Consider the following 19,145-nt stretch of genomic DNA (forward strand, 5'->3'; position numbering starts at 1 on the left):
GGGGGTACCTCTCAGTGCTGCTCGGCGGCGGACCGCTGGTGCTTCTTGCTGATCTTGCCGATGCCGGTCTGCGGGAAGGCGTCGACGAATTCGACGAGGTCGGGCACCTTGTACCCGGCCACGCCCCGCTCCCGTACGAACCGCTTCACGGCGACGGACCTCAGGGGTTCGGCGTCCGCGCGCAGGATGACGTAGGCGAGGGAGCGCTCGCCGAGATACTCGTCGGGGACGCCGACGACGGAGACGTCGTGCACGGCGGGGTGGGCGAGGAGGATGTTCTCGATCTCCTCCGGGGCGATCTTCTCGCCGCCCCGGTTGATCTGGTCCTTGGCCCGGCCCTCGACGACGAGGTGCCCGGTCGGGGTGCGCCGCACGATGTCGCCGGTGCGGTAGAAGCCGTCGGCGGTGAAGGAGCGGGCGTTGTGCTCGGGGGCGCGCCAGTAGCCGCGGATGGTGTACGGACCGCGGGTGATCAGGTGCCCGAAGTCGCCGTCGGGGACGTCCTGGTCGGCGTCGTCGACGACGCGGACCTCGTCGTCCGGGGAGATCGGCAGCCCCTGCGTCGAGACGACGATCTCCGAATCATCATCCAGGCGCGTGTAGTTGACGAGCCCTTCCGCCATGCCGAAGACCTGCATGAGCTTGCAGCCGAGGGCGGGTTCGAGGCGGCGCGCGGCCTGTTCGCTGTACTTGGCGCCGCCGACCAGGACGAGTTCCAGGGTCGACAGATCGTGCGCGGTACCGTCCGCGGAGTCGGTCCAGACGAGGGCGAGCGGCGGGACGAGCCCGGTCATGGTGATCCGCTCGCTCGCGACGAGCGGGAACGCGGTGTCCGGGTCGGGCGCGGGCGCGAGCACGACGGTGCCGCCCGCGTACAGCACACCGAGCCAACCGGGGCTGCTCATCGGGTAGTTGTGGGCGGCGGGGAGGGCGACGAGGAAGCGGGTGTCGGCGTCGACGCCGCAGATCTCGTTCGAGCCCCACAGCGAGTACATGTAGTCGTCGTGGGTGCGCGGGATGAGCTTGGGCCGCCCGGTGGTGCCACCGGAAAGCTGAAGGAAGGCGAGCTCGTGCGGCTCGGGGCCATCCAACTCGACCGGCTTGGTGGGAACTTCGGACAGCGAAGTGTGCTCGCCGGGGTCGCCCCCGACCACGAACACGTGCTTCAGGCTCGGGGCCTCGGCCCGCACCTTGCTCGCGAGCGCCCGGTGGTCGAATCCGGCGTGCCGCTCGGGGATCACGTAGGCGACGGCCTCGGTGAAGGAGCAGAAGTACGAGATCTCGCTCTCGCGGTGCGCGGGCAGCGCGTACACGGGCAGCGCGCCGATGCGGAACAGGGCGAAGACGACCTCGACGAACTCGCCGACGTTCGGCAGCTGCACGACGACGCGGTCGCCCTTGCGTATGCCGCGCGCCACGAACCCGGCGGCCAACCGGTCCACAAGCTCGTCGAGTTGGCGATAGGTCCAGGTACGTCTGGACGGCGCGGGGTCGACGAGGGCGACGCGATCGGGATGCGATTCGGCACGCTCGCGCAGCACGCCGCCGAAGGTCTCGCCGCGCCAGTACCCGGCGGCGCGATAACGCTCGGCGTACTCGGCGGGCCAGGTGGGCGCGTCGACACCGGGGGTGATGGGGCTGGTCACAGGGTGGCTCCCACGGCGTTCAGGAACGTACGGAACTTCGCACCGGTCTCGGCGGTCTCCGCCTCCGGCGAGGACTCGGCGACGACACCCGCGCCCGCGAACAGGCGCAGCAGCCTGCCCTCGGCCTCGGCGCAGCGGATGGTGACGACCCACTCGCCGTCGCCGTCCGCGTTCTGCCAGCCGACCATGCCGGTGTAGGCGCCGCGGTCGAACGGCTCGGACTCCGCGATGACTTGACGCGCGAGGTCGGTCGGGGTGCCGCACACGGCGGGGGTGGGATGCAGGGCGGAGGCGAGGTCGAGGGCGGTCGTCCGCTCGGGGTCGGCGAGTTCACCGGTCACGGTCGTGGACAGGTGCCACATAGCGGCGGTCCGTACGAGGGTGGGCCGGACGGGAACGTCGATGGTCCGGCAGAACGGGGCGAGGGCCGCCCGCACCGCGTCCACGACGACGGCGTGCTCGTGCAGATCCTTCGCCGATTCGAGGAGCGCGGCGGCGCGACGCACGTCCTCGGCGAGGTCGGCGGAACGCGGCGCGGAGCCGGCAAGGGGGTTGGCGGTGAGCATCGACCCGCTGCGGGAGACGAGGAGTTCGGGGCTCGCGCCGATGAGCGTACGGCCGGGGGCGCTGGGCACGGCGAAGGTGTAGCCGGCCGGGTCGCGGCGGGCGAGGCGCCGCAGCATGACAGAGAGGTCGGGGGCCTTGGCTGCGGTCAGTTCGAGGGTCCGGGCGAGCACGACCTTGTCGAACTCACCGGCCTTCATCCGCTCGACGGCCGCGGCGACGGCGGCGCCGTACACCCCCGGCTCCGGAACCTCGCGCACCGTCCAGTCGGCGGCGTCCCCGGCCGACGGCACGGGCAGCGCGATGAGCGGGTCCTCACGCAACGGCGGCGCCCACCGCACGGTCTCCGGAACGGCGAGGGCGGGAGCCGCGTCCGGGGCGAAGGGCAGCGCACCCATCACCACGGGATTCGGATCCCCGGCACTCCGCCGGGCATCGAGCAACGCCCGCACACGGGGGCTCAACGGCCCCTCTCTGTGCGGTAGTTCAGCTACAACACCACGCCCGAGGAGGGTGCGATGCGGTGTGGCGAGAAATCGATCGGTGACGGGTGCGTACTCCTCGAGCAGCGCGGTGGCGGACCCGGGCTCCACGAGCTCGGGCACGGACGCGGGCGCGTCGGGACGATTGACCGTGATCGGACCGGTCAGAGACGTGGTCATGGATGTCTCCAAGAGTGGGGGCCTTCAAGCCCGTCGGGCCCATCAAGCCCGTCCGGCGTTTGAGGACAAATGGGGTCCGGAGCGAAGCCCCGGTTTCGGGAAGGGGCGGGGTGGGGTGGGGGAAAACCCCGCTCACCCCCGGAGGGTCGCGCCCCCGTCGACGTACAGGTCCTGCATCGTGATGTGCCGAGCCCGATCGCACGCGAGAAACGCAACCGCCTCCGCGACGTCCTCGGGATCAGCGATACGCCCGAGAGGAATACCGGTCCGGTGAGCCGCGAGGTCACCCTCGATCACGGACCGCGCACCGGCCTCCGCGTCACCCCCGGGCGCCGCCTCCCACATGCCACGCTGCATGTCAGTGAGCGTCGACCCCGGACACACGTTGTTGCACCGCACCCCGTGCACGGCCACCTCCAGCCCAAGGCATTTGGTGAACATCGCGGTGGCCGCCTTCGACGCGGCGTACGCCGCCATGCCCTGCCGCGGAATCCCCGCCGCATTCGAGGCGACGGTGACGATGCTCCCGGCCCCCCGCCGCGTCATCCGCCGCGCGGCGGCACGCGAGACGTGCATGGCACCGTTGGTGTTGACGGCGAAACACGCCGCCCAGTCCTCATCGGCAAGGTCCACGACGGCCGAACCCCGCAGGATCCCGGCGACGTTGACGGCGACATCAAGGGGGCCGAGGGTGTCCTCGACGTCACCGACGAGCGCCTCCACGGCCCCCGCGTCGGTGACATCGAGGCCCCGGGCGACGACCCGCCCTCCGGCGTAAGGGGCCGCGACCTTCGCGACGGCTTCGGCATCCAGGTCCGTGGCAACGACACGCGCACCGCGCCCGGCGAGCGCGGCGACGACCGCCTCGCCGATCCCCCGGCCCGCCCCCGTGACGAGGGCGAGCCGGCCGGCCAGGTCCTGACCAGTGTCCGGGGACATCACTTGGCCAGCGCCCCCTTGATGTCGTCGAGGACGATCCGCGCGGCGAGCGGGCCGCCCGCGCTGTTCCAGGCGGAGCCGTCGATGACGACGACGTGGTCGCCCTTCTCGGCCTTCAACTTGCCGAAGTTGGTGACCTTTTGGGCCTCGCCGTACGCCTTCTCACTGTCGGCCTTGGCGCCGAGCGCGCCGAAGAACAGCCAGTCGCCGTCGATGGTCGACAGCTTCTCCAGGGACACCGGCTCGCTGTGCCCGGTGCTCGCGCCCTGCTGGTCCTTGGGCCGGTCCATGCCGAGCGCCTTGAGCGTCGAGCCGACGTGCCCCTCACCCTTCCCGACGACGGAGGGCGCACCGTCCTGCCAGCGGATGACCGAGACGGACTTGCCCGCGTTGTCGCCGAGCTTCTTCTTCGTCTCGGCGACCTGCGTGTCGAAGTCGGCGAGCCACTTCTTGGCGTCGGACTTCTTGTTGAGGGCGTCCGCGGTGTCCGTGAAGGCCGTCTTCCAGTTCTCGTTGAGCTTCGCGGTGACGACGGTCGGCGCGATCTCCTGGAGCTTGTCCACGGTCTTCTTCGCGCCGGTCGTCTCGTCGAGGAGGATCAGGTCGGGCTGGAGCGCGGCGAGCTTCTCCATGTCGGCCTCGGCGACGGAGGCGACGACCTGCGCCTTGGACGCCTTGTCGGCGAGGTACGAGGACACGCCCTTCTGGCCGCGGCCCGCGGTGGTGCCGACCGGCTCGACGCCCAGGGCGAGCGCCGCGTCGAGGGTCGGCTCGCTCAGCGCGACGACCTTCTTCGGGTCGCTCGGCACCTTGACCTTGCGGCCCTGGGCGTCGGTGAGCTGCCGCGTCTTCGACGCGGAGCCGGCCTTCTCGGCGCCGCCGGCGTCGTCTCCGCTGTCGCTGCCGCAGGCGCTCAGGAGCAGGGCGCCCGTGACGGCGGCGGCCGGTATGAGGGCGGCGCGGCGGATTCTCGGGGAGGACATGTTCGCAGGGCTCCTTAGGGCAATGAGATGAGAGAGGTGATGCGTGGGGGGGGGGAAGGTGATGCGTGGGGGAAGTCCGAGGGACCGCGCTAGGCGGGGGCGGTGCCGGGGCCGGCACCCAGGAGACGAATCAGCGTGTCGGCGAGAGCGACATGCCAACAGGCGTAGTCGTGACCGCCGTTGAACTCGTTCCGGGTGACCTCGTAGCGGGCCGAGTGCAGCGTGTCGTAGAGCGCCCGGCAGTGGTCGACCATCGTGCCCTCGTGCAGACCCGCGTCGAGGTGGACGGTGATCGGCGCGGGTTCGGTCTCCGCGTACCGGGCGGCGAGCCACGGCACGCCGATGATGTGTTTCTGCACGACGCCCGGCGCCAGTGTCGGCCGCCACCACAACGAGGGCGACTGGGCGACAACATGGCCGAAACGGTCCGGTCGCAGCCGCCCCGCGTGCAGTGCGGCCAGGCCGCCGAGGCTCTGTCCCGCGACGACGGTGCGCGCCGGGTCCGTGGCGAGGGGCCAGCGGCCCGCCGCCCACGGCAGCAGCTCGTCCGCGAGGAACTCCACGAAGGGGTCCCGCGCGCCGAGTTCACGGTTGCGGGTGTGCCGGTCGACGGCGTCCGGCGCGAGCACGGCCAGCGGCGGCAGCAGCCCGTCGGCGATCAGCGAGTCGAGGGTGTGTTGCAGGCCCACGCGGCCGAACCACATGTCGCCGTCGCAGAGCACGAGGACGGGCAGCCGTTCGGTGTCACCGCGAGGCCCCGGACGTTCCGTGTCACCGCGAGAACCCGGGGGCAAATACACCCACACATCACGTTCGTTACGTACGTCGGGGTTGCTGCCCAGCGCGGCCGCGCCGATGCTGTGACGTTCCACGCGCCCGGCGGGCACGGTCCCCCGCTGTTCGGTCCACGCCGGGGCGGGGGCCTCGGGCAGGGCGAAGACGGAGTTGTCGCCCGCGCCCCAACGGGTGGGCAGGCGGCGGGGGTTGAGCGGATCGTGCGCCGCGTGCACGGCGAGGGAGCGCAGCCGCGCCTGCAGCACCTCGGGGTCCTCGGGCGGCTCCTTGGCCGAGACGTCGGCGGCGATCCGGTACGAGGCGCGGTGGTCCGCGCGCAGCCGCAGGCCGAAGTGCCAGATGTCGGTGCCCGGGATCTGCTCCATGAGGGAGCCCGCGAGGTGGGCGCGGTCGCCGAGGTGGCTGACCATGAGCAGCACCTGCCGGGTGGCGCGGTGGCCGCGCCACAGGAAGGTGACCGCCCGGTGGTCGGGTTCGCCGTCGAGTTCCTCGACGAGCGGCGTGCCGCGGGCGGCGGCCTCCTGCCAGAACTCCTCGGCGATGTGCGCGCGTTGAGCGTCGTCGGCCGCGGCGATGCACTCCTTGAGGCGCGCGACGCGGGCACCGGTGACGCGGTCCGGCCGGTGGTCCGGCAGGGCGGCAACGGACTGGACGCTCATGTCTTCTCTTCCTCCGGAAGCGACCTGCGTTCTCCGGAAACGGCCTGCGCCCCGGAAGTGACCCAGGCTTTTCTGTCGACGTAATTGTTAGCAGATGAAGTTAGGTTAGCCTAAGCTAATCACATGCCCGCAGGAATACGACTCCGCCCCGGCGGAACACAGCAACTCCCGGCCACCGAGCCACGCAGCCGCCCACCCCGCACCGCGGGACTCGTGATCGGCCTGGTGCTGCTCCTCGCGGCGGCCGCCCTCTCGCTCGCGGTGGGCACGGAACACCTCACGCTCGGCCAGGTCTGGAGCGGGCTCGTCTCGCCGTCCGGCTCCGCGAACGACAACATCGTTCGCGAACTGCGGCTCCCCCGGACGTTCATCGGCATCGCCGTGGGCGCGGCGCTCGGGCTCGCGGGCGGCGTGATGCAGGTACTGACCCGCAACCCCCTCGCCGACCCCGGACTGCTCGGGGTGAACGCGGGGTCTTCGGCCGCCGTCGTCACCGCGATCAGCGTGTTCGGCATCACGTCGTTCACCGGATATCTGTGGTTCGCACTGCTCGGCGCCGCCGTCGCCGCCATCGTCGTCAACGCCCTCGGTGGCACCCGCTCGGCGACACCTGTACGGCTCGCGCTCGCCGGCACGGCCGTCAACGCGGCCCTGTTCGGCTACGTCAACGGGCTCCAGCAGTGGGACCTGAGCACGCTCGACTCGATGCGCTTCTGGTCCGTCGGCACACTGGAGAAGCGAGACCCCGAACTCCTGCTCAAGGCACTGCCGTTGCTGATCGCCGGTGCGCTCCTCGCGTTCGCGCTCGCCCGGCCGCTCGGCGCCCTCTCGCTCGGCGAGGACCACGCCCGCGCGCTCGGCACCTCGGTGCGGCGCACCCGAGTCCTGTCGATCGTGGCCATCACGCTGCTGTGCGGCAGCGCCACCGCCGTGTGCGGGCCGATCGGCTTCGTCGGCCTGATGATCCCGCACGCGGTCCGCGCGTTCACCGGACCGGATCCCCGCTGGATGCTGCCCTACTGCGCGCTGTTCGCGCCCACCCTGCTGCTCGTGGCGGATGTCATCGGCCGCGTCGTGGTGGCGCCCTCGGAGATCCAGGCGGACATCGTCACGTCGTTCATCGGCGGGCTGATCTTCGTCCACCTCGTACGTCAGCGGAAGGTGGCCCAGCTGTGACCCAGGTGATCCTGGAGAAGGAGGAACCCCGGTTCCTCAAGGCCGAGTTGCGCCGCGGAAGGCTGCGGGCCGGCCGGTTCTCGGTCCGCTTCGACCCGCGTACGGTGCTCGTCTGCCTGGCGCTGATCGTGGTCACGGCGTGCCTGGTGGTGCTCTCCGTCGGCACGGGCACGTACGAGCTGTCGCCGATGGAGGTGCTGCGGACGTTCGCGGGGAACGGTCCGCCGGGAGCCGAGTTCATCGTGCTCGACCTGCGGCTGCCGCGCGCCGTCGTGGCGGTTCTCGTCGGCTTCGGGACGGGCATGGCGGGCGCCGTCTTCCAGTCGCTCACCCGCAATCCGCTGGGCAGCCCGGACATCATCGGGTTCGGCAACGGCGCGTCGGCGGGAGCGCTCGTCGCCATCATCTTCCTCGATGCGGGCGCCGCGCAGACCGCGCTCGGCGCGCTCGTCGGCGGCTTCGCCACGGCCATCGCCGTCTATCTGCTGGCCTGGCGCCGGGGTGTGCACGGCTACCGGCTCGTGCTCGTCGGCATCGGGGCCTCCGCGGTGCTCGGGGCCGCGACCAGCTTCCTCTACGTCCGTGCCGACATCGGCAAGGCGGCCCAGGCCGCGAGCTGGACGATCGGCTCGCTCAACGACCGCGGCTGGACCGAGGCCAGGACGGCCGCGCTCGGCCTGATCGTCTGCGTCCCCGTGGTCATGGTGTTCGGGCGTCGCCTGACGATGCTGGAGATGGGCGACGACACGGCGGGCGCCCTCGGTGTGCCGCCGGAGCGCAGCCGTCTGATCCTGCTGTGCGCGGGCACGGGCCTGACCGCGATGGCGGTCGCCGCCGCGGGACCCATCCCGTTCCTCGCCATGGCCTCCCCCCAACTCGCCCGCCGTGTCACCCGCGCCGCGGGGCCGAACGTCCTGCCCGCCGCGTGGATGGGCGCCCTCCTGGTGACGGCGGCCGATCTGCTGACGCAGCGCGTGACCGGTTCGGCGCTGATGCCGGTGGGCGTCGTGACGGGCGTGGCGGGCGGCCTGTTCCTGGCGTGGCTGCTGCTGCGGGAGCGCAGGGCGCACCACGTCTGAGCATGTGTCACACGATCCTTTGGAAGGCGATCCCGTATGGCGAACCCGACAGCGCCCGCGCCACTCGAAAGCCCCCGGCTGGCTCGCCTGTCGGATGAGGTAAAAACGCGCGGGCAAGCGGCGCTCGACCGGTTCTGGCGCGAACTCGCCCGTACGGGCTCGCCGTTGGTCGAGCCCGTTCCGGGCTTCCCGGGAGTGCGTCTGGTCACGGTGGTGTGGCGCGAGGACCGGCCCGTCGAGGGCGTGTATCTCATGGCCAATCGCGTCACCGACAAGCACCGCGTACGCCACGGGATGATGCGCCGCCTCCACGGCACCGATGTCTGGTACGTCGGCCTGCGGCTGCCGCTGGGCCTCCGCTCCACCTACCGCGTTCATCCCTTCGGCGCGGACGATCCCCACATGACGCCCGACGGGCCGCGCGGCGGCACGTTCCGCGCGCTGCCGGACGATCGCGCGGACCCGCTGAACCGGCACGCGGGCGGGCCGTTCGGTTCCCTGATCGAACTCGACGGGGCGCCGTCCCTGGCACAGTGGCCGACGACAGCGGGCCCGCACCCCGGCGAGGCCCTCGGCTTCACCGCCGCCGACGGATCCGTGTACCGCGTACGGCGGTTCGTGCCGGACACCGACGAAAGCGGCCCCGCGCCGGGGCTGCTCGTCGTGTTCGACGGCGAGAAGTGGTTCGACCGGTACGGCATCACCACTGCGCTCACCGCCGCCGTCGAGGCGGGCCTGATCCCGCCCATGGCCGTCGTCGGGATCGAGGCGGGGGCCGATCCCGCGGCGCGGATGCGGCAGCTCGGCGCCGACCCGCGCTTCATCGACATGCTGGCCGATGAGCTGCTGCCCGCGGTGACGAGGGACCTGCCCGTCCGGGCCGCGCCCGGGAACACCGTCCTGTCCGGACAGAGTCTCGGCGGGCTGACCGCGCTCGCGGCGGCCATGCGCCGACCGGACGCCTTCGGCACGGTGCTCGCCCACTCGGCCTCCACCTGGTGGCGCCCCGGCATGACGGCCCGGCCGGAGCGGCCCGCGGAAGGAGTGGACACCTGGCTGTACGAGCAGGCCGCCACGGCACCGGTCGGCGGCGTCCACATCCGCATGGACGTCGGCTCCAACGAGGGACGGATGGTCGACGATCTGCACCTGCTGCACGCTCTGATGGCAGCCCGCGGCTTCGACGTCTCGCTGAACGTCTACACCGGCGGTCACGACTACTCCTGCTGGGCGGCCGCCCTCATCGAGGGGCTCGCTGAGCAGCTCGTGCCCCACGGCGCGGGGCCGTGGGGCACGAGAAGCGGCTGATCAGGACGTCACATCGGTGACCCGCCACCGTTGGTTCGAACCGGAGTTGGGCTGCCACGTACCGACGGGCGCGCCCTCGTTCGTGGCCTGCCCGCCGACCTCGAGGAGGCGGCCCGTACCGGCGTTGACGAGGGTGTACGTGCCGTCGCCCGTGCTCGACAGGATCCACTGGGCGGCCGGATCGCGCTCGCCCGTGTCGGGTTCGACGACCGCCGCACCGTCGCGGACGGCGAGCCGCTTGCCGTCGGCGGCGCTGGTGAACACGTGCCGCTTGCGACTCGCGGTCCCGTCGCCACTGATCTGCGCGAGCCGCCACCGCTGTCCGGCCGCGCCCGTCCCCGACCTGATGACGAGCGAGCCACCGCCGTCGGCGACGGTGAGGTCCTTGCCGCTCTGCACACCCGTCAGCTCGTAGGTGCGTCCACGGCGCAGCTCCGCCGCGTCCTTCGCCACCCCGGACACGCCCTTGACCACGAACGTGGTCACCGACTGCGCGGGCACCGTGAAGGTGGCCTTCCGGCCCGTCACCGCGACCGGCTTCCGCTCGTCCAGCTTGCCGTCCGGGCTGGTCACGACCGGGGTGACGGTCGCGCCCCGGCGTACGGTCGCGAACTTCGACAGATCGAGCGTCACCGTGCGGGTGCTCGCGGTGTTGTTGACGTGCACGACGGTGGCGCCGTCGCCGCCGCGCGTGACGGCCGCGGTGCTGCTCGTGTCGTCGGTCTTGATGAGGTGGTCGCCGGGCCGGATGTAGTGGGTGAAGTTCCGGGCGGTGTCGAACTTCGTGTTCGTGTAGACGGGGCAGGTCTCCAGGGTGTCGTCCGGACCCGCGCTGAAGGAGACCTGGACCTCGCCCCAGTTGCCGCCCTTCGCGGACTCGCCGCCGGGCTTCATGTTGTCCCAGTCCTCGACGGGCTGCCAGAACACCCAGGCGGTGGGCTCGAGTTCGCGGAGATCGTCGACGATGTGCTGGGCGAGCCCGAGGCCGGGCCGCATGTCGGTGAAGGACTGCCCGTCGCCCCAGTCGCCCTCGACCTCGCTCATCCACAGCGGCTTGCCCTCGGCCTTGGCGAGGTCGCGTACGGAGGTGCGGCCGCCGGTGCCGTAGGTGTGGACGTTCATCTGGGCGACGCGGCTCTTCACGTCGGCCGGATAGCTGGTCCAGTTCGTCACGAAGGTCGTCGGGTTGGTCTCGTCCATCGCCGAGACGACGGCTGTCGTCCGTGCCTTCTTCAGCGCGGCGTCCAGCGCGGACACGATCTTCTGCTGGAGGCCGGGACCGATGTGGCAGCCCTCCTGGCGGCCGCCGGTCGGATTGCCGTCGGCGCCCAACTTCGTACCCCAGTAGTTGGTGTTGGGCTCGTTGCACGGGTCGACGGTCTTCACCTTGATGCCGTGCGCCTTCTCCAGGCGTCGCGTGGCACCGGCCAGATAGGTGGCGAAGTCGTCGACGGACGCCTCCTTCAGCTGCTCCTTCGACGCGTCGAAGCCGCCGGAGACATAGCCGCTGACCGTCATGAAGTACGGCGGCGAGTTGGAGAACGTCTCCCAGTGGGTGATGTCCTTCTTGATCCGGTCGACCCACCAGCGCTGGGCCCTGTCGGCGTCCTCGTTCCAGTGGTCCTCGTTGCCGGGGTCCCACCAGTCGGTGTCGGTGCGGGTGGTGCCCTCGGGCGCCTTCCACCAGCCCTCGACGGCGCCGCCCGCCCTCAAGTAGTCGGGCACGTCGGGGGCGTTGCCGCCGCCGATGTTGTAGCGGGCGATGTTCAGGGCGAGGCCGTCCCGTCCGAAGACGAGGTCGGCGATCCTCTCGCGGATCTCGGCCGGGTAGTGCCCGGTGGCGTTCGCGAACCAGACCAGGCTGGTGCCCCAGCCCTCGAACCGGTCCTGCCGGTACGAGGGGTCGGGGGTGACCGTGACCGTCGCCGCGGTGGAGGCCGCGGCGACGAGCTGTGCGGAGGAGATCTGGGTTCCCGCCGCCGCGGCCGTGGCCGCGGCGATGCCGATGAACCGTCTGCGGGTCAAGCGCGCCAACGTGTGCTCCCTACGTCGTTGTGTGAGCGGGGTGTCGGTGGTGCGATTCCAGGAAGGCGTAGTGGTTCTAGGAGGAGACGGGCTGCCTCAGGACGGCGACCTGACGGGGCGCCAGGACCAGTCCGTCCCCCTCGGCCGCGGGGCCGACCAGTACGTCCCCGGTCAGGCCCGGCAGCGGCACCGGCTCGTCACTCCGGTTGACCAGGAACACGTAGCGGTGCTCGGCGTCCCGCCGCACGATCTGCTCGACCAACCCCCGCGCCTGCTCCGGGAGTTCACTGCGCACACCGGCGGGCGCGAGCAGCTCGGGCAGCAGCACGGTGAGGCCTTCGACGCCGAGGCGGGTGGAGACGTACGCGGCCGAGCCCCGGCCCGTACCGCGCCGGGTGACGGCCGGGCGGGAGGCGTACGTACCCGTCCGGTATCCGGCGAGGACCTCGACGTCCGTGCCGGTGACGGAGATCCGGTCGGTCCACAGGCTGCCGGTGGTGCCGTTGTCCAGGTCGACGGTGTCACCGTCGAGGAGCGGCCCGAACTCCTCGATGCGGATGCCGAGGACGTCGCGCAGCGCACCGGGGTAGCCGCCGAGCCACACGTGGTCGTTCTCGTCGACGATCGCGGAGAAGTACGTGGTGACGAGGTGGCCGCCGCCCTCGACGTACCGGGTCAGCTCCTTGGCGAGCGGCTGCGGCACCACGTGCAGGACGGACGCGATGACGACGTCGTACGCGGACAGGTCGGTGTGGTGCGCGGGCACCACGTCGGCACGGATCCCGAGGCGCAGCAGCGCCGAGTACCAGTCGAGGGCCTCGCGGTGGTAGTCGAGGCGGGAGGTCGGGTGGGAGTCCTGCTCGCTCGTCCACCACGAGTCCCAGTCGAAGAGGATCGCGACGCGGGCGGGTTCGCGCCCGCTGCCGGCGATCGGGGCGAGCGCATCGAGGGTGCTGCCCAACTCGACGACGGAACGGAAGAGTTCGCTGTCGGCTCCGGCGTGCGGGAGCATCGCCGAGTGGTACTTCTCGGCGCCTGCCGACGACTGCCGCCACTGGAAGAAGCAGACGGCGTCGGCTCCGTGCGCCACGTGCAGCAGCGAGTCCCGTGCCAACTCCCCCGGTTTCTTCGGCAGGTTGACGGGCTGCCAGTTCACGGCGCTGGTGGAGTGCTCCATCAGGAACCAGGGCCGGTGGCCCGCGATGCCGCTGGTGAGGTTGGCGGAGAAGGAGAGCTCGTCGCGGTCCTGCGGGCCGGGGATGACGTAGTGGTCGTTGGCGACGAAGTCGACCTCGCCCGCCCAGTCCGCGTAGTCCATGCCCTTGGTGCCGGGCATCACCATGAAGTTGGTGGTGACGGGCGTGTCCGGGGTCAGCTCGCGCAGGATCTCACGCTCGGCCAGCAGGTGGTCCTTGAGCGCGTCGGAGGAGAACCGCTTGAAGTCCAGCTGCTGCGTCGGGTTCGGGTGCGAGGCGGCGAGCCGCGGCGGCAGGAGCTGCTCCCAGTCGCTGTAGCGCTGGGACCAGAACGCCGTCCCCCAGGCGTCGTTGAGGGCGTCGAGCGTCGTGTAGCGGCGGCGCAGCCAGGCCCGGAAGGCACGGGCCGCGTCGTCCGAGAAGTCGTAGACGTTGTGGCAGCCCAGCTCGTTGTTGACGTGCCAGGCGACCAGCGCCGGATGGTCGGCGTAGCGGGACGCGAGCTTGCGCACCAGATGCAGGGCGTGCTCGCGGAAGACGGGCGAGGTGGGCCGCCAGTGCTGCCGGGCGCCCGGCCACAGTGTCTCGCCGCTCGCGGTCACCGGCAGGATCTCCGGGTGCGCGGCGGTCAGCCACGGCGGCGGTGACGCGGTGGCAGTGGCCAGGTCGACGCCGATGCCGCCCGCGTGCAGCCGGTCCATGATCTCGTCGAGCCAGCCGAAGTCCCAGGTGTCGGCGGTGGGTTGGAGCCTTGCCCAGGAGAAGATGGCGAGGGAGACGACGTTCACCCCGGCCTCCCGCATCAGCCGGATGTCGTCCGCCCACACCTCCCGTGACCACTGCTCGGGGTTGTAGTCGGCGCCGTAGCCGAGGCGCCGGCTGCCGTCCGAGCCCTTCGCGTACGGGAAGCGGGAGGTGAGGGGGGCGACCATGAACGTCCTTCCAGGAATGCGGGCTTGTGGCGGGCCAGGGCCTGTCGTTTGGATCAGGTCCTACTTCTCGACGGTGAAGCCCTGCTCGTTGCCGTACTTGACGGACGCGTCCTGCCAGGACTTGAGACCGGCGGTGAGCTTGGTCGGGGAGACGTACGCCTTGCCGACGGTGTCGTTGAAGATCGAGTTGGCGTACACCTGGAACGGCAAGTACTTCCAGTCGGTGGGCACGCTCTTCGCGGACTCGGCGAAGATCTTGTTGGCCTTCTGGCCGCCGAAGTACGGGAACTCGGTGTTCTGGAACGACGACGAGTTCAGGTCCTTCGTCGTCGCGGGGAACGCGCCGTTCTTGATGCGAGTGCCCACGCCGGCACCGGAGTTGGCGTACTCGACGAAGGCGTAGGCGAGCTCCTTGTTCTTGCCGAGCTCGGGCAGCGCGAGGGAGCTGCCGCCGTTCTCGGAGCTCGCGGTCGCGCCCTTCTCCCACTGCGGCATGGGGGCGACGCGCCAGTCGCCGGACGCGCCCTTCACTCCGGAGGCGAAGTTGGCGGGCATCCAGGCGCCGGTGGGCAGCGTGGCGATGGTGCCGTCGCCGAGGCCCTTGTACCAGTCGTCGGTCCAGCCGGTGACCGGCGAGACGAGCTTGTCGTCGATCAGCTTCTGCCAGGTGTCGGTGTACTTCTTCGCGCCCGCGTCGGTGAAGTCGATGCCGACCTTGGTGCCGTTCACCTTGTACGGGTGCGAACCGGCCTGCCACAGAAGGCTGGTGGTCAGGCCCGCGTCGCCGACGTCGCTGGTGATGTACGCCTTCGGGTCGGCCTTGTGCAGCTTGCGGGCCGCCTCGACGTACTCGTCCCAGGTCGTCGGGACGGCGATCTTGTACTTGTCGAAGACCTTCTTGTTGTAGAAGAGCGCCATCGGGCCCGAGTCCATGGGCAATCCGTAGACACCGCCGCCGTCGCCGGACTTCACCGAGTTCCAAGGCCCCGGCGAGTACGAGTCCGCCAGCTTCTCCGCGCCGTAGGCCTTGAGGTCGGCGATCTGCTTCGTCAGGGCGTACTGACCGAGCGCGTAGTACTCGATCTGCGCGACGTCCGGGACGCCCTTCTTCGCGGAGATCGCGTTCGACAGGGCCTTGTACTGGTCGTTGTTGGTGCCCGCGTTGACCAACTTGATGTCGACCTTCGGGTACTTCTTCTCGAAGTCGGCGGCGACCTGCTTCAGTGTGGGCTCCCACGCCCACACCGTGACGGTGCCGCCCTTCTTCAGGGCCGACTTGATGTCGGCCGAACCGACCTTCTTGTCCGCGGAGTCACCGTCGTCGGAGCCGCCGCAGGCGGTGGCCCCGAGGGCGAGGGCGCAGAGGAGACCTATGCCGCGCAGGACGCGGCGGGAGTGCTGGGGCATGGCGATGGCTTCCACTTCTTCGTGGTCCTACAGAGGGTGTGCGAGGGGTGAACCGCCTTGCCGCGCCTACTCCTTGACGCTTCCGGCGGAGAGACCCGACTGCCAGTACTTCTGGAGCAGCAGGAAGGCGGCGATCAGCGGCACGATGGTGAGCAGCGAACCGGTGAGCACGAGATGGGGGATGGCCTCGCCGCCGGCCGTCTGCGCCTGCTTGTTCCAGGAGTCGAGGCCGAGCGTGAGCGGGTACCAGTCGGGGTCCTTCAGCATGATCAGCGGCAGGAAGTAGTTGTTCCAGGTCGCGACCGTGGTGAAGAGCAGGACGGTGACGGTGCCCGGCGCGAGCAGCGGCAGCGCAACCGTGAAGAAGGTGCGCAGCTCGCGCGCGCCGTCGATCCGGGCCGCCTCCATCAGTTCCGTGGGGATCGCCTCGGTGGCGAACACCCACATCAGATACAGCCCGAACGGCGAGATCAGCGACGGGATGATGACGGCCCACGGGGTGTCGGTGAGCCCCATCTTGCTGAACATCAGGAACGTGGGGACGGCGAGCGCCGTGCCCGGCACCGCGACCGCCCCGATGACGACGGCGAACACGGCGCGCTTGCCCGGGAAGGCGAACTTGGCGAGCGCGTATCCCCCGAGGACCGCGAGGAAGGTGGCCCCGCCCGCGCCCACCACCACGTACATCAGGGTGTTGAGGAGCCAGCGGCCGAAGACGCCGTCCTGGTACGTGAAGGTCACGCCGATGTTGTGCCAGAGGTCGAAGTCGCCGTCGAACCAGAGGCCGAACGAACGGGCAAGCCCCTGCTGGGACTTGGTGGCGCTGATCAGGAGCCAGACCAGCGGCAGCAGGCTGTAGACGAGGACGACGCCGGTGAGCACGGTCAGCAGAACGCTGCGCCGGGGACGCCCCGCGGTGCGCTGACGCGGGGTGCGCAGGCGCGGGGCGGTGGACTTGAGCGATGCGGTCGGCCGTACGGGCCCGGTGGTGGTGGTCATCGCGCTCACGCTCCCTTGCGCATGCCGCGCAGCTGGACCACGTAGGCGACGATCATCGTAATCACGCCCATGACGATGGCGACCGTCGCGGAGTAGTTCTGCTGCTGCCCCGCGAAGGACAGCGAGTACGTGTAGTAGTTCGGGGTGTAGTCGGTGGTGATCGCGTTCGGCGCGAGCTTCTGGAGGATGGCGGGCTCGTTGAAGAGCTGGAAGCTGCCGATGATCGAGAAGATCGTGGCGATGACGAGGGCGCCGCGGATCGCCGGGAGCTTGATGGCCGTGATGACGCGCCACTGTCCGGCCCCGTCGATCTCGGCCGCCTCGTACAGCGAGTGCGGTACGACGCGCAGCGCGGCGAAGAAGATCAGCATGTTGTAGCCGACGAACTCCCAGGTCACGATGTTGCCGAGGGAGGCGAGGACCAGGTCGGCGGAGAGCGGGTCGGGCAGCTTGGTGCCGAACGCGTCGTTGAGGTCGCCGACCAGGCCGTAGCGGGTGCCGTACATGAAGCCCCACATGAGGGTCGCGACGACGGCGGGGACCGCGTAGGGCAGGAAGACGGTGATCCGGAAGAAGTCCTTGCCGAACAGGCGACCGCTGTCGATCGCGAGGGCGACGAGCAGCGCGATGCCCAGCATGATCGGCACCTGGATCAGCAGGAACAGCCCGACGCGGAGGACTCCGTCCCAGAACTGCCCGTCCTGCAGCGCCTGTTGGTAGTTGTCGAGGCCCACGAAGGTGGTGCCGCCGATGAGTTGTGTACGGAACAGGCTCAGATAGACCGAGTAGGCGAGCGGCGCGAGGAAGACCAGGGCGAAGACGAGCACGAAGGGGCCGATGAACCCCCAGCCCGTCCATGAGCGGCGCCTCCTCAAGGCGACCGGCGGTTGCAGCGTGGTCATCTCGCGCCCCTCACTCGTCCATGCGTCCAGCCATGCGTCACGCGTCCTGATGTTTACGTAAACATCCCTGGGTATGGAGGACCCGACGGCTGTTATGTTTGCGTAAACATTCGGTGGCGGCATGTCTACACTGCCCCGAGGAGCACGGTCAAGAGTCGGTGAGGGACACGGTGACAACCAAGGAGAGCGGCCCGCAGCGCGGCAGGCGCCGTACACAGAACGCGTCGATGGCCGACGTCGCCCGGGTCGCGGGCGTCTCGTCCCAGACGGTCTCCCGCGTCTCGAACGGCTTCCCCGGCGTCAACGAGGAGACCCGCGAGCGGGTCCGCGCCGCGATGAAGGAGCTCGGCTACCGCCCCAACAGTGCGGCGCGGGCGCTGAAGCGGGGCGACTTCCGCACCATCGGCGTCATCACGTTCACGCTGTCCACGACGGGCAACATGCGCACGCTCGAGGCCATCGCCACCTCCGCCGCGCAGGAGGGCTACGCGGTCACGCTGCTGCCGGTCGCGGTGCCCACGCAGGACGAGGTGCGCGGCGCGTTCTCACGCCTCGGCGAGCTGGCGGTGGACGCGGTCATCGTCATCATGGAGGTCCATCTGCTCGACTCTGCGCGGCTGTTGCTGCCCCCGCACGTGAAGGTGGTGGTCGCCGACTCCGACGCCGGCGACCGTTACGCGGTGGTGGACACGGACCAGGCGGGCGGCACCCGCGACGCGGTGCGCCACCTCCTCGACCTCGGCCACCGCACGGTCTGGCACCTGGCGGGCCCCTCCGAGTCGTACGCGGCCCAGCGCCGAACGGACGCCTGGCGCACGGCACTTGAGGACGCGGGCCGCGCCGTGCCACCACCAGTACGGGGCGACTGGTCGGCCGAGTCCGGCTACCGCGCGGGCCTGCGCCTCGCCGAACAGGCCGACTGCACCGCGGTGTTCGCGGCGAACGACCAGATGGCGCTCGGCCTTCTGCGCGCCCTGGACGAACGCGGCCGCAAGGTCCCCGAGGACGTCTCCGTCATCGGCTTCGACGACATCCCCGACTCGGGCTCGTACCTGCCCCCGCTCACCACGGTCCACCAGGACTTCGCCGAGGTCGGCCGCCGCTGCGTGCAGAGCGCGCTGCGGCAGGTACGGGAGAGCGAGGCGGAGCGGGGGACGACGTTGGTGCCGACGAGGTTGGTGGTGCGGGAGAGTACGGGGGCGGCGCGGCGGGGGTGAGCGAGGGCCGCAGGGGGCGAGCTGCGGGCCTACGGTTTGGGCGGGTCGCGACCGGCGCGCTACACCGCGACGCCCAGCCCCTCCACCACCACGGCGCCCGGCAGTTCGGACAGGGCCTTGCCCGGGACGATCAGCTTGCCGCGGCGGGTGCCGCTGCCGATGAGGACGTGCGGGAGGTCGACGACGGCGGCGTCCACGAGGACCGGCCAGCCGTCGGGCAGGCCGATCGGGGTGATGCCGCCGTACTCCATGCCGGACTCGCCGGTCGCGGTGCCCATCGGGGCGAACGAGGCCTTGCGGGCGCCGAGTTGGCGCCGCACCACTCCGTTGACGTCGAGCTTCGCCGCGGACGGGACGACGCAGGCCGCGAGGGTGGTCTCGCCGCCACGCTTGCCCGCGACGACGACGCAGTTCGCGGAGGCGGCGAGCAGCTCGGGGCCGTAGTGCTCGACGAACGTCGCGGTGTCGGCCCACTCGGGGTCGGTGTCGACGTGGATCAGGTCCTGCGCGGGCACGGTGCCGCGCCAGTTGCGTACGGCGTCGGCGACCGGCCGGGTGAGCAGGTCGAGGGCCTCGGGGGCGGCGAGTACATGGTCGAAGGTGCCGATGGGTGCGCGCATGGCGGCACGCTAACAGCCGCCGCGCGCCCGGCAACC

15 protein-coding genes are annotated in these 19,145 nt (G+C 70.7%); 4 read left to right on the plus strand and 11 right to left on the minus strand.

From position 1 onward, the window contains the following. Positions 1-11: 11 nt before the first annotated feature. The 5 genes from ACYSUO_RS09990 to fes form a co-directional block, all read right to left on the minus strand. Complete coding sequence (locus ACYSUO_RS09990) at positions 12-1,646, minus strand: (2,3-dihydroxybenzoyl)adenylate synthase (protein WP_461775698.1); 1,635 nt, start codon at positions 1,644-1,646, stop codon at positions 12-14. Beyond that, complete coding sequence (locus ACYSUO_RS09995; protein ID WP_461775699.1) at positions 1,643-2,872, minus strand: isochorismate synthase; 1,230 nt, start codon at positions 2,870-2,872, stop codon at positions 1,643-1,645. Before ACYSUO_RS09995 ends, ACYSUO_RS09990 begins: the two co-directional genes overlap by 4 nt. A 132-nt stretch (positions 2,873-3,004) precedes the next feature. Continuing rightward, complete coding sequence (locus ACYSUO_RS10000; RefSeq protein WP_461775700.1) at positions 3,005-3,811, minus strand: 2,3-dihydro-2,3-dihydroxybenzoate dehydrogenase; 807 nt, start codon at positions 3,809-3,811, stop codon at positions 3,005-3,007. Further along, positions 3,811-4,794, minus strand: coding sequence for an ABC transporter substrate-binding protein (locus ACYSUO_RS10005; protein ID WP_461775701.1), 984 nt, complete (start codon positions 4,792-4,794; stop codon positions 3,811-3,813). The genes ACYSUO_RS10000 and ACYSUO_RS10005 overlap by 1 nt, the downstream gene beginning before the upstream one ends. An 89-nt stretch (positions 4,795-4,883) precedes the next feature. Further along, on the minus strand, positions 4,884-6,248 hold the full coding sequence (gene fes / locus ACYSUO_RS10010) for an enterochelin esterase (protein ID WP_461775702.1): 1,365 nt from the start codon (positions 6,246-6,248) through the stop codon (positions 4,884-4,886). A gap of 123 nt (positions 6,249-6,371) precedes the next feature. On the opposite strand from fes, the gene ACYSUO_RS10015 reads away from it, so the two are divergent. The 3 genes from ACYSUO_RS10015 to ACYSUO_RS10025 are packed head-to-tail and all read left to right on the plus strand — an operon-like array spanning position 6,372 to position 9,811. Then, on the plus strand, positions 6,372-7,424 hold the full coding sequence (locus ACYSUO_RS10015; RefSeq protein ID WP_461775703.1) for a FecCD family ABC transporter permease: 1,053 nt from the start codon (positions 6,372-6,374) through the stop codon (positions 7,422-7,424). Positions 7,425-7,429: 5 nt separating this feature from the next. Then, the gene (locus ACYSUO_RS10020) at positions 7,430-8,503 is read left to right on the plus strand and encodes a FecCD family ABC transporter permease (RefSeq protein WP_461775798.1); all 1,074 of its coding nucleotides are present in this window, start codon (positions 7,430-7,432) and stop codon (positions 8,501-8,503) included. A 36-nt stretch (positions 8,504-8,539) separates the two neighbouring features. Further along, entirely contained in the window at positions 8,540-9,811 is a 1,272-nt protein-coding gene (locus tag ACYSUO_RS10025) for an alpha/beta hydrolase-fold protein (RefSeq protein WP_461775704.1), read from the plus strand. On the opposite strand, the gene ACYSUO_RS10030 is transcribed toward ACYSUO_RS10025, so the two are convergent. The 5 genes from ACYSUO_RS10030 to ACYSUO_RS10050 all read right to left on the minus strand — a co-directional run bounded on the left by ACYSUO_RS10030 (position 9,812) and on the right by ACYSUO_RS10050 (position 17,272). Then, a complete protein-coding gene (locus ACYSUO_RS10030) occupies positions 9,812-11,845 on the minus strand; it encodes an RICIN domain-containing protein (RefSeq protein ID WP_461775705.1) in 2,034 nt (677 codons plus the stop codon). 67 nt (positions 11,846-11,912) lie between these two features. Then, a complete protein-coding gene (locus ACYSUO_RS10035; RefSeq protein ID WP_461775706.1) occupies positions 11,913-13,964 on the minus strand; it encodes a beta-galactosidase in 2,052 nt (683 codons plus the stop codon). A 60-nt stretch (positions 13,965-14,024) separates the two neighbouring features. Beyond that, positions 14,025-15,371, minus strand: coding sequence for an ABC transporter substrate-binding protein (locus ACYSUO_RS10040; protein ID WP_461775707.1), 1,347 nt, complete (start codon positions 15,369-15,371; stop codon positions 14,025-14,027). A gap of 66 nt (positions 15,372-15,437) precedes the next feature. Then, entirely contained in the window at positions 15,438-16,370 is a 933-nt protein-coding gene (locus ACYSUO_RS10045) for a carbohydrate ABC transporter permease (RefSeq protein WP_461775708.1), read from the minus strand. 5 nt (positions 16,371-16,375) lie between these two features. Further along, on the minus strand, positions 16,376-17,272 hold the full coding sequence (locus ACYSUO_RS10050; protein ID WP_266722144.1) for a carbohydrate ABC transporter permease: 897 nt from the start codon (positions 17,270-17,272) through the stop codon (positions 16,376-16,378). Positions 17,273-17,499: 227 nt separating this feature from the next. On the opposite strand from ACYSUO_RS10050, the gene ACYSUO_RS10055 reads away from it, so the two are divergent. Further along, positions 17,500-18,489, plus strand: coding sequence for a LacI family DNA-binding transcriptional regulator (locus ACYSUO_RS10055; RefSeq protein ID WP_461775799.1), 990 nt, complete (start codon positions 17,500-17,502; stop codon positions 18,487-18,489). A gap of 59 nt (positions 18,490-18,548) precedes the next feature. On the opposite strand, the gene ACYSUO_RS10060 is transcribed toward ACYSUO_RS10055, so the two are convergent. Continuing rightward, positions 18,549-19,109 (minus strand): YbaK/EbsC family protein, encoded by a 561-nt coding sequence (locus tag ACYSUO_RS10060; RefSeq protein ID WP_461775709.1) that lies wholly within the window; start codon positions 19,107-19,109, stop codon positions 18,549-18,551. Between the last annotated feature and the right edge of the window lie 36 nt (positions 19,110-19,145).

Source organism: Streptomyces sp. UC4497 (genome assembly GCF_054871485.1).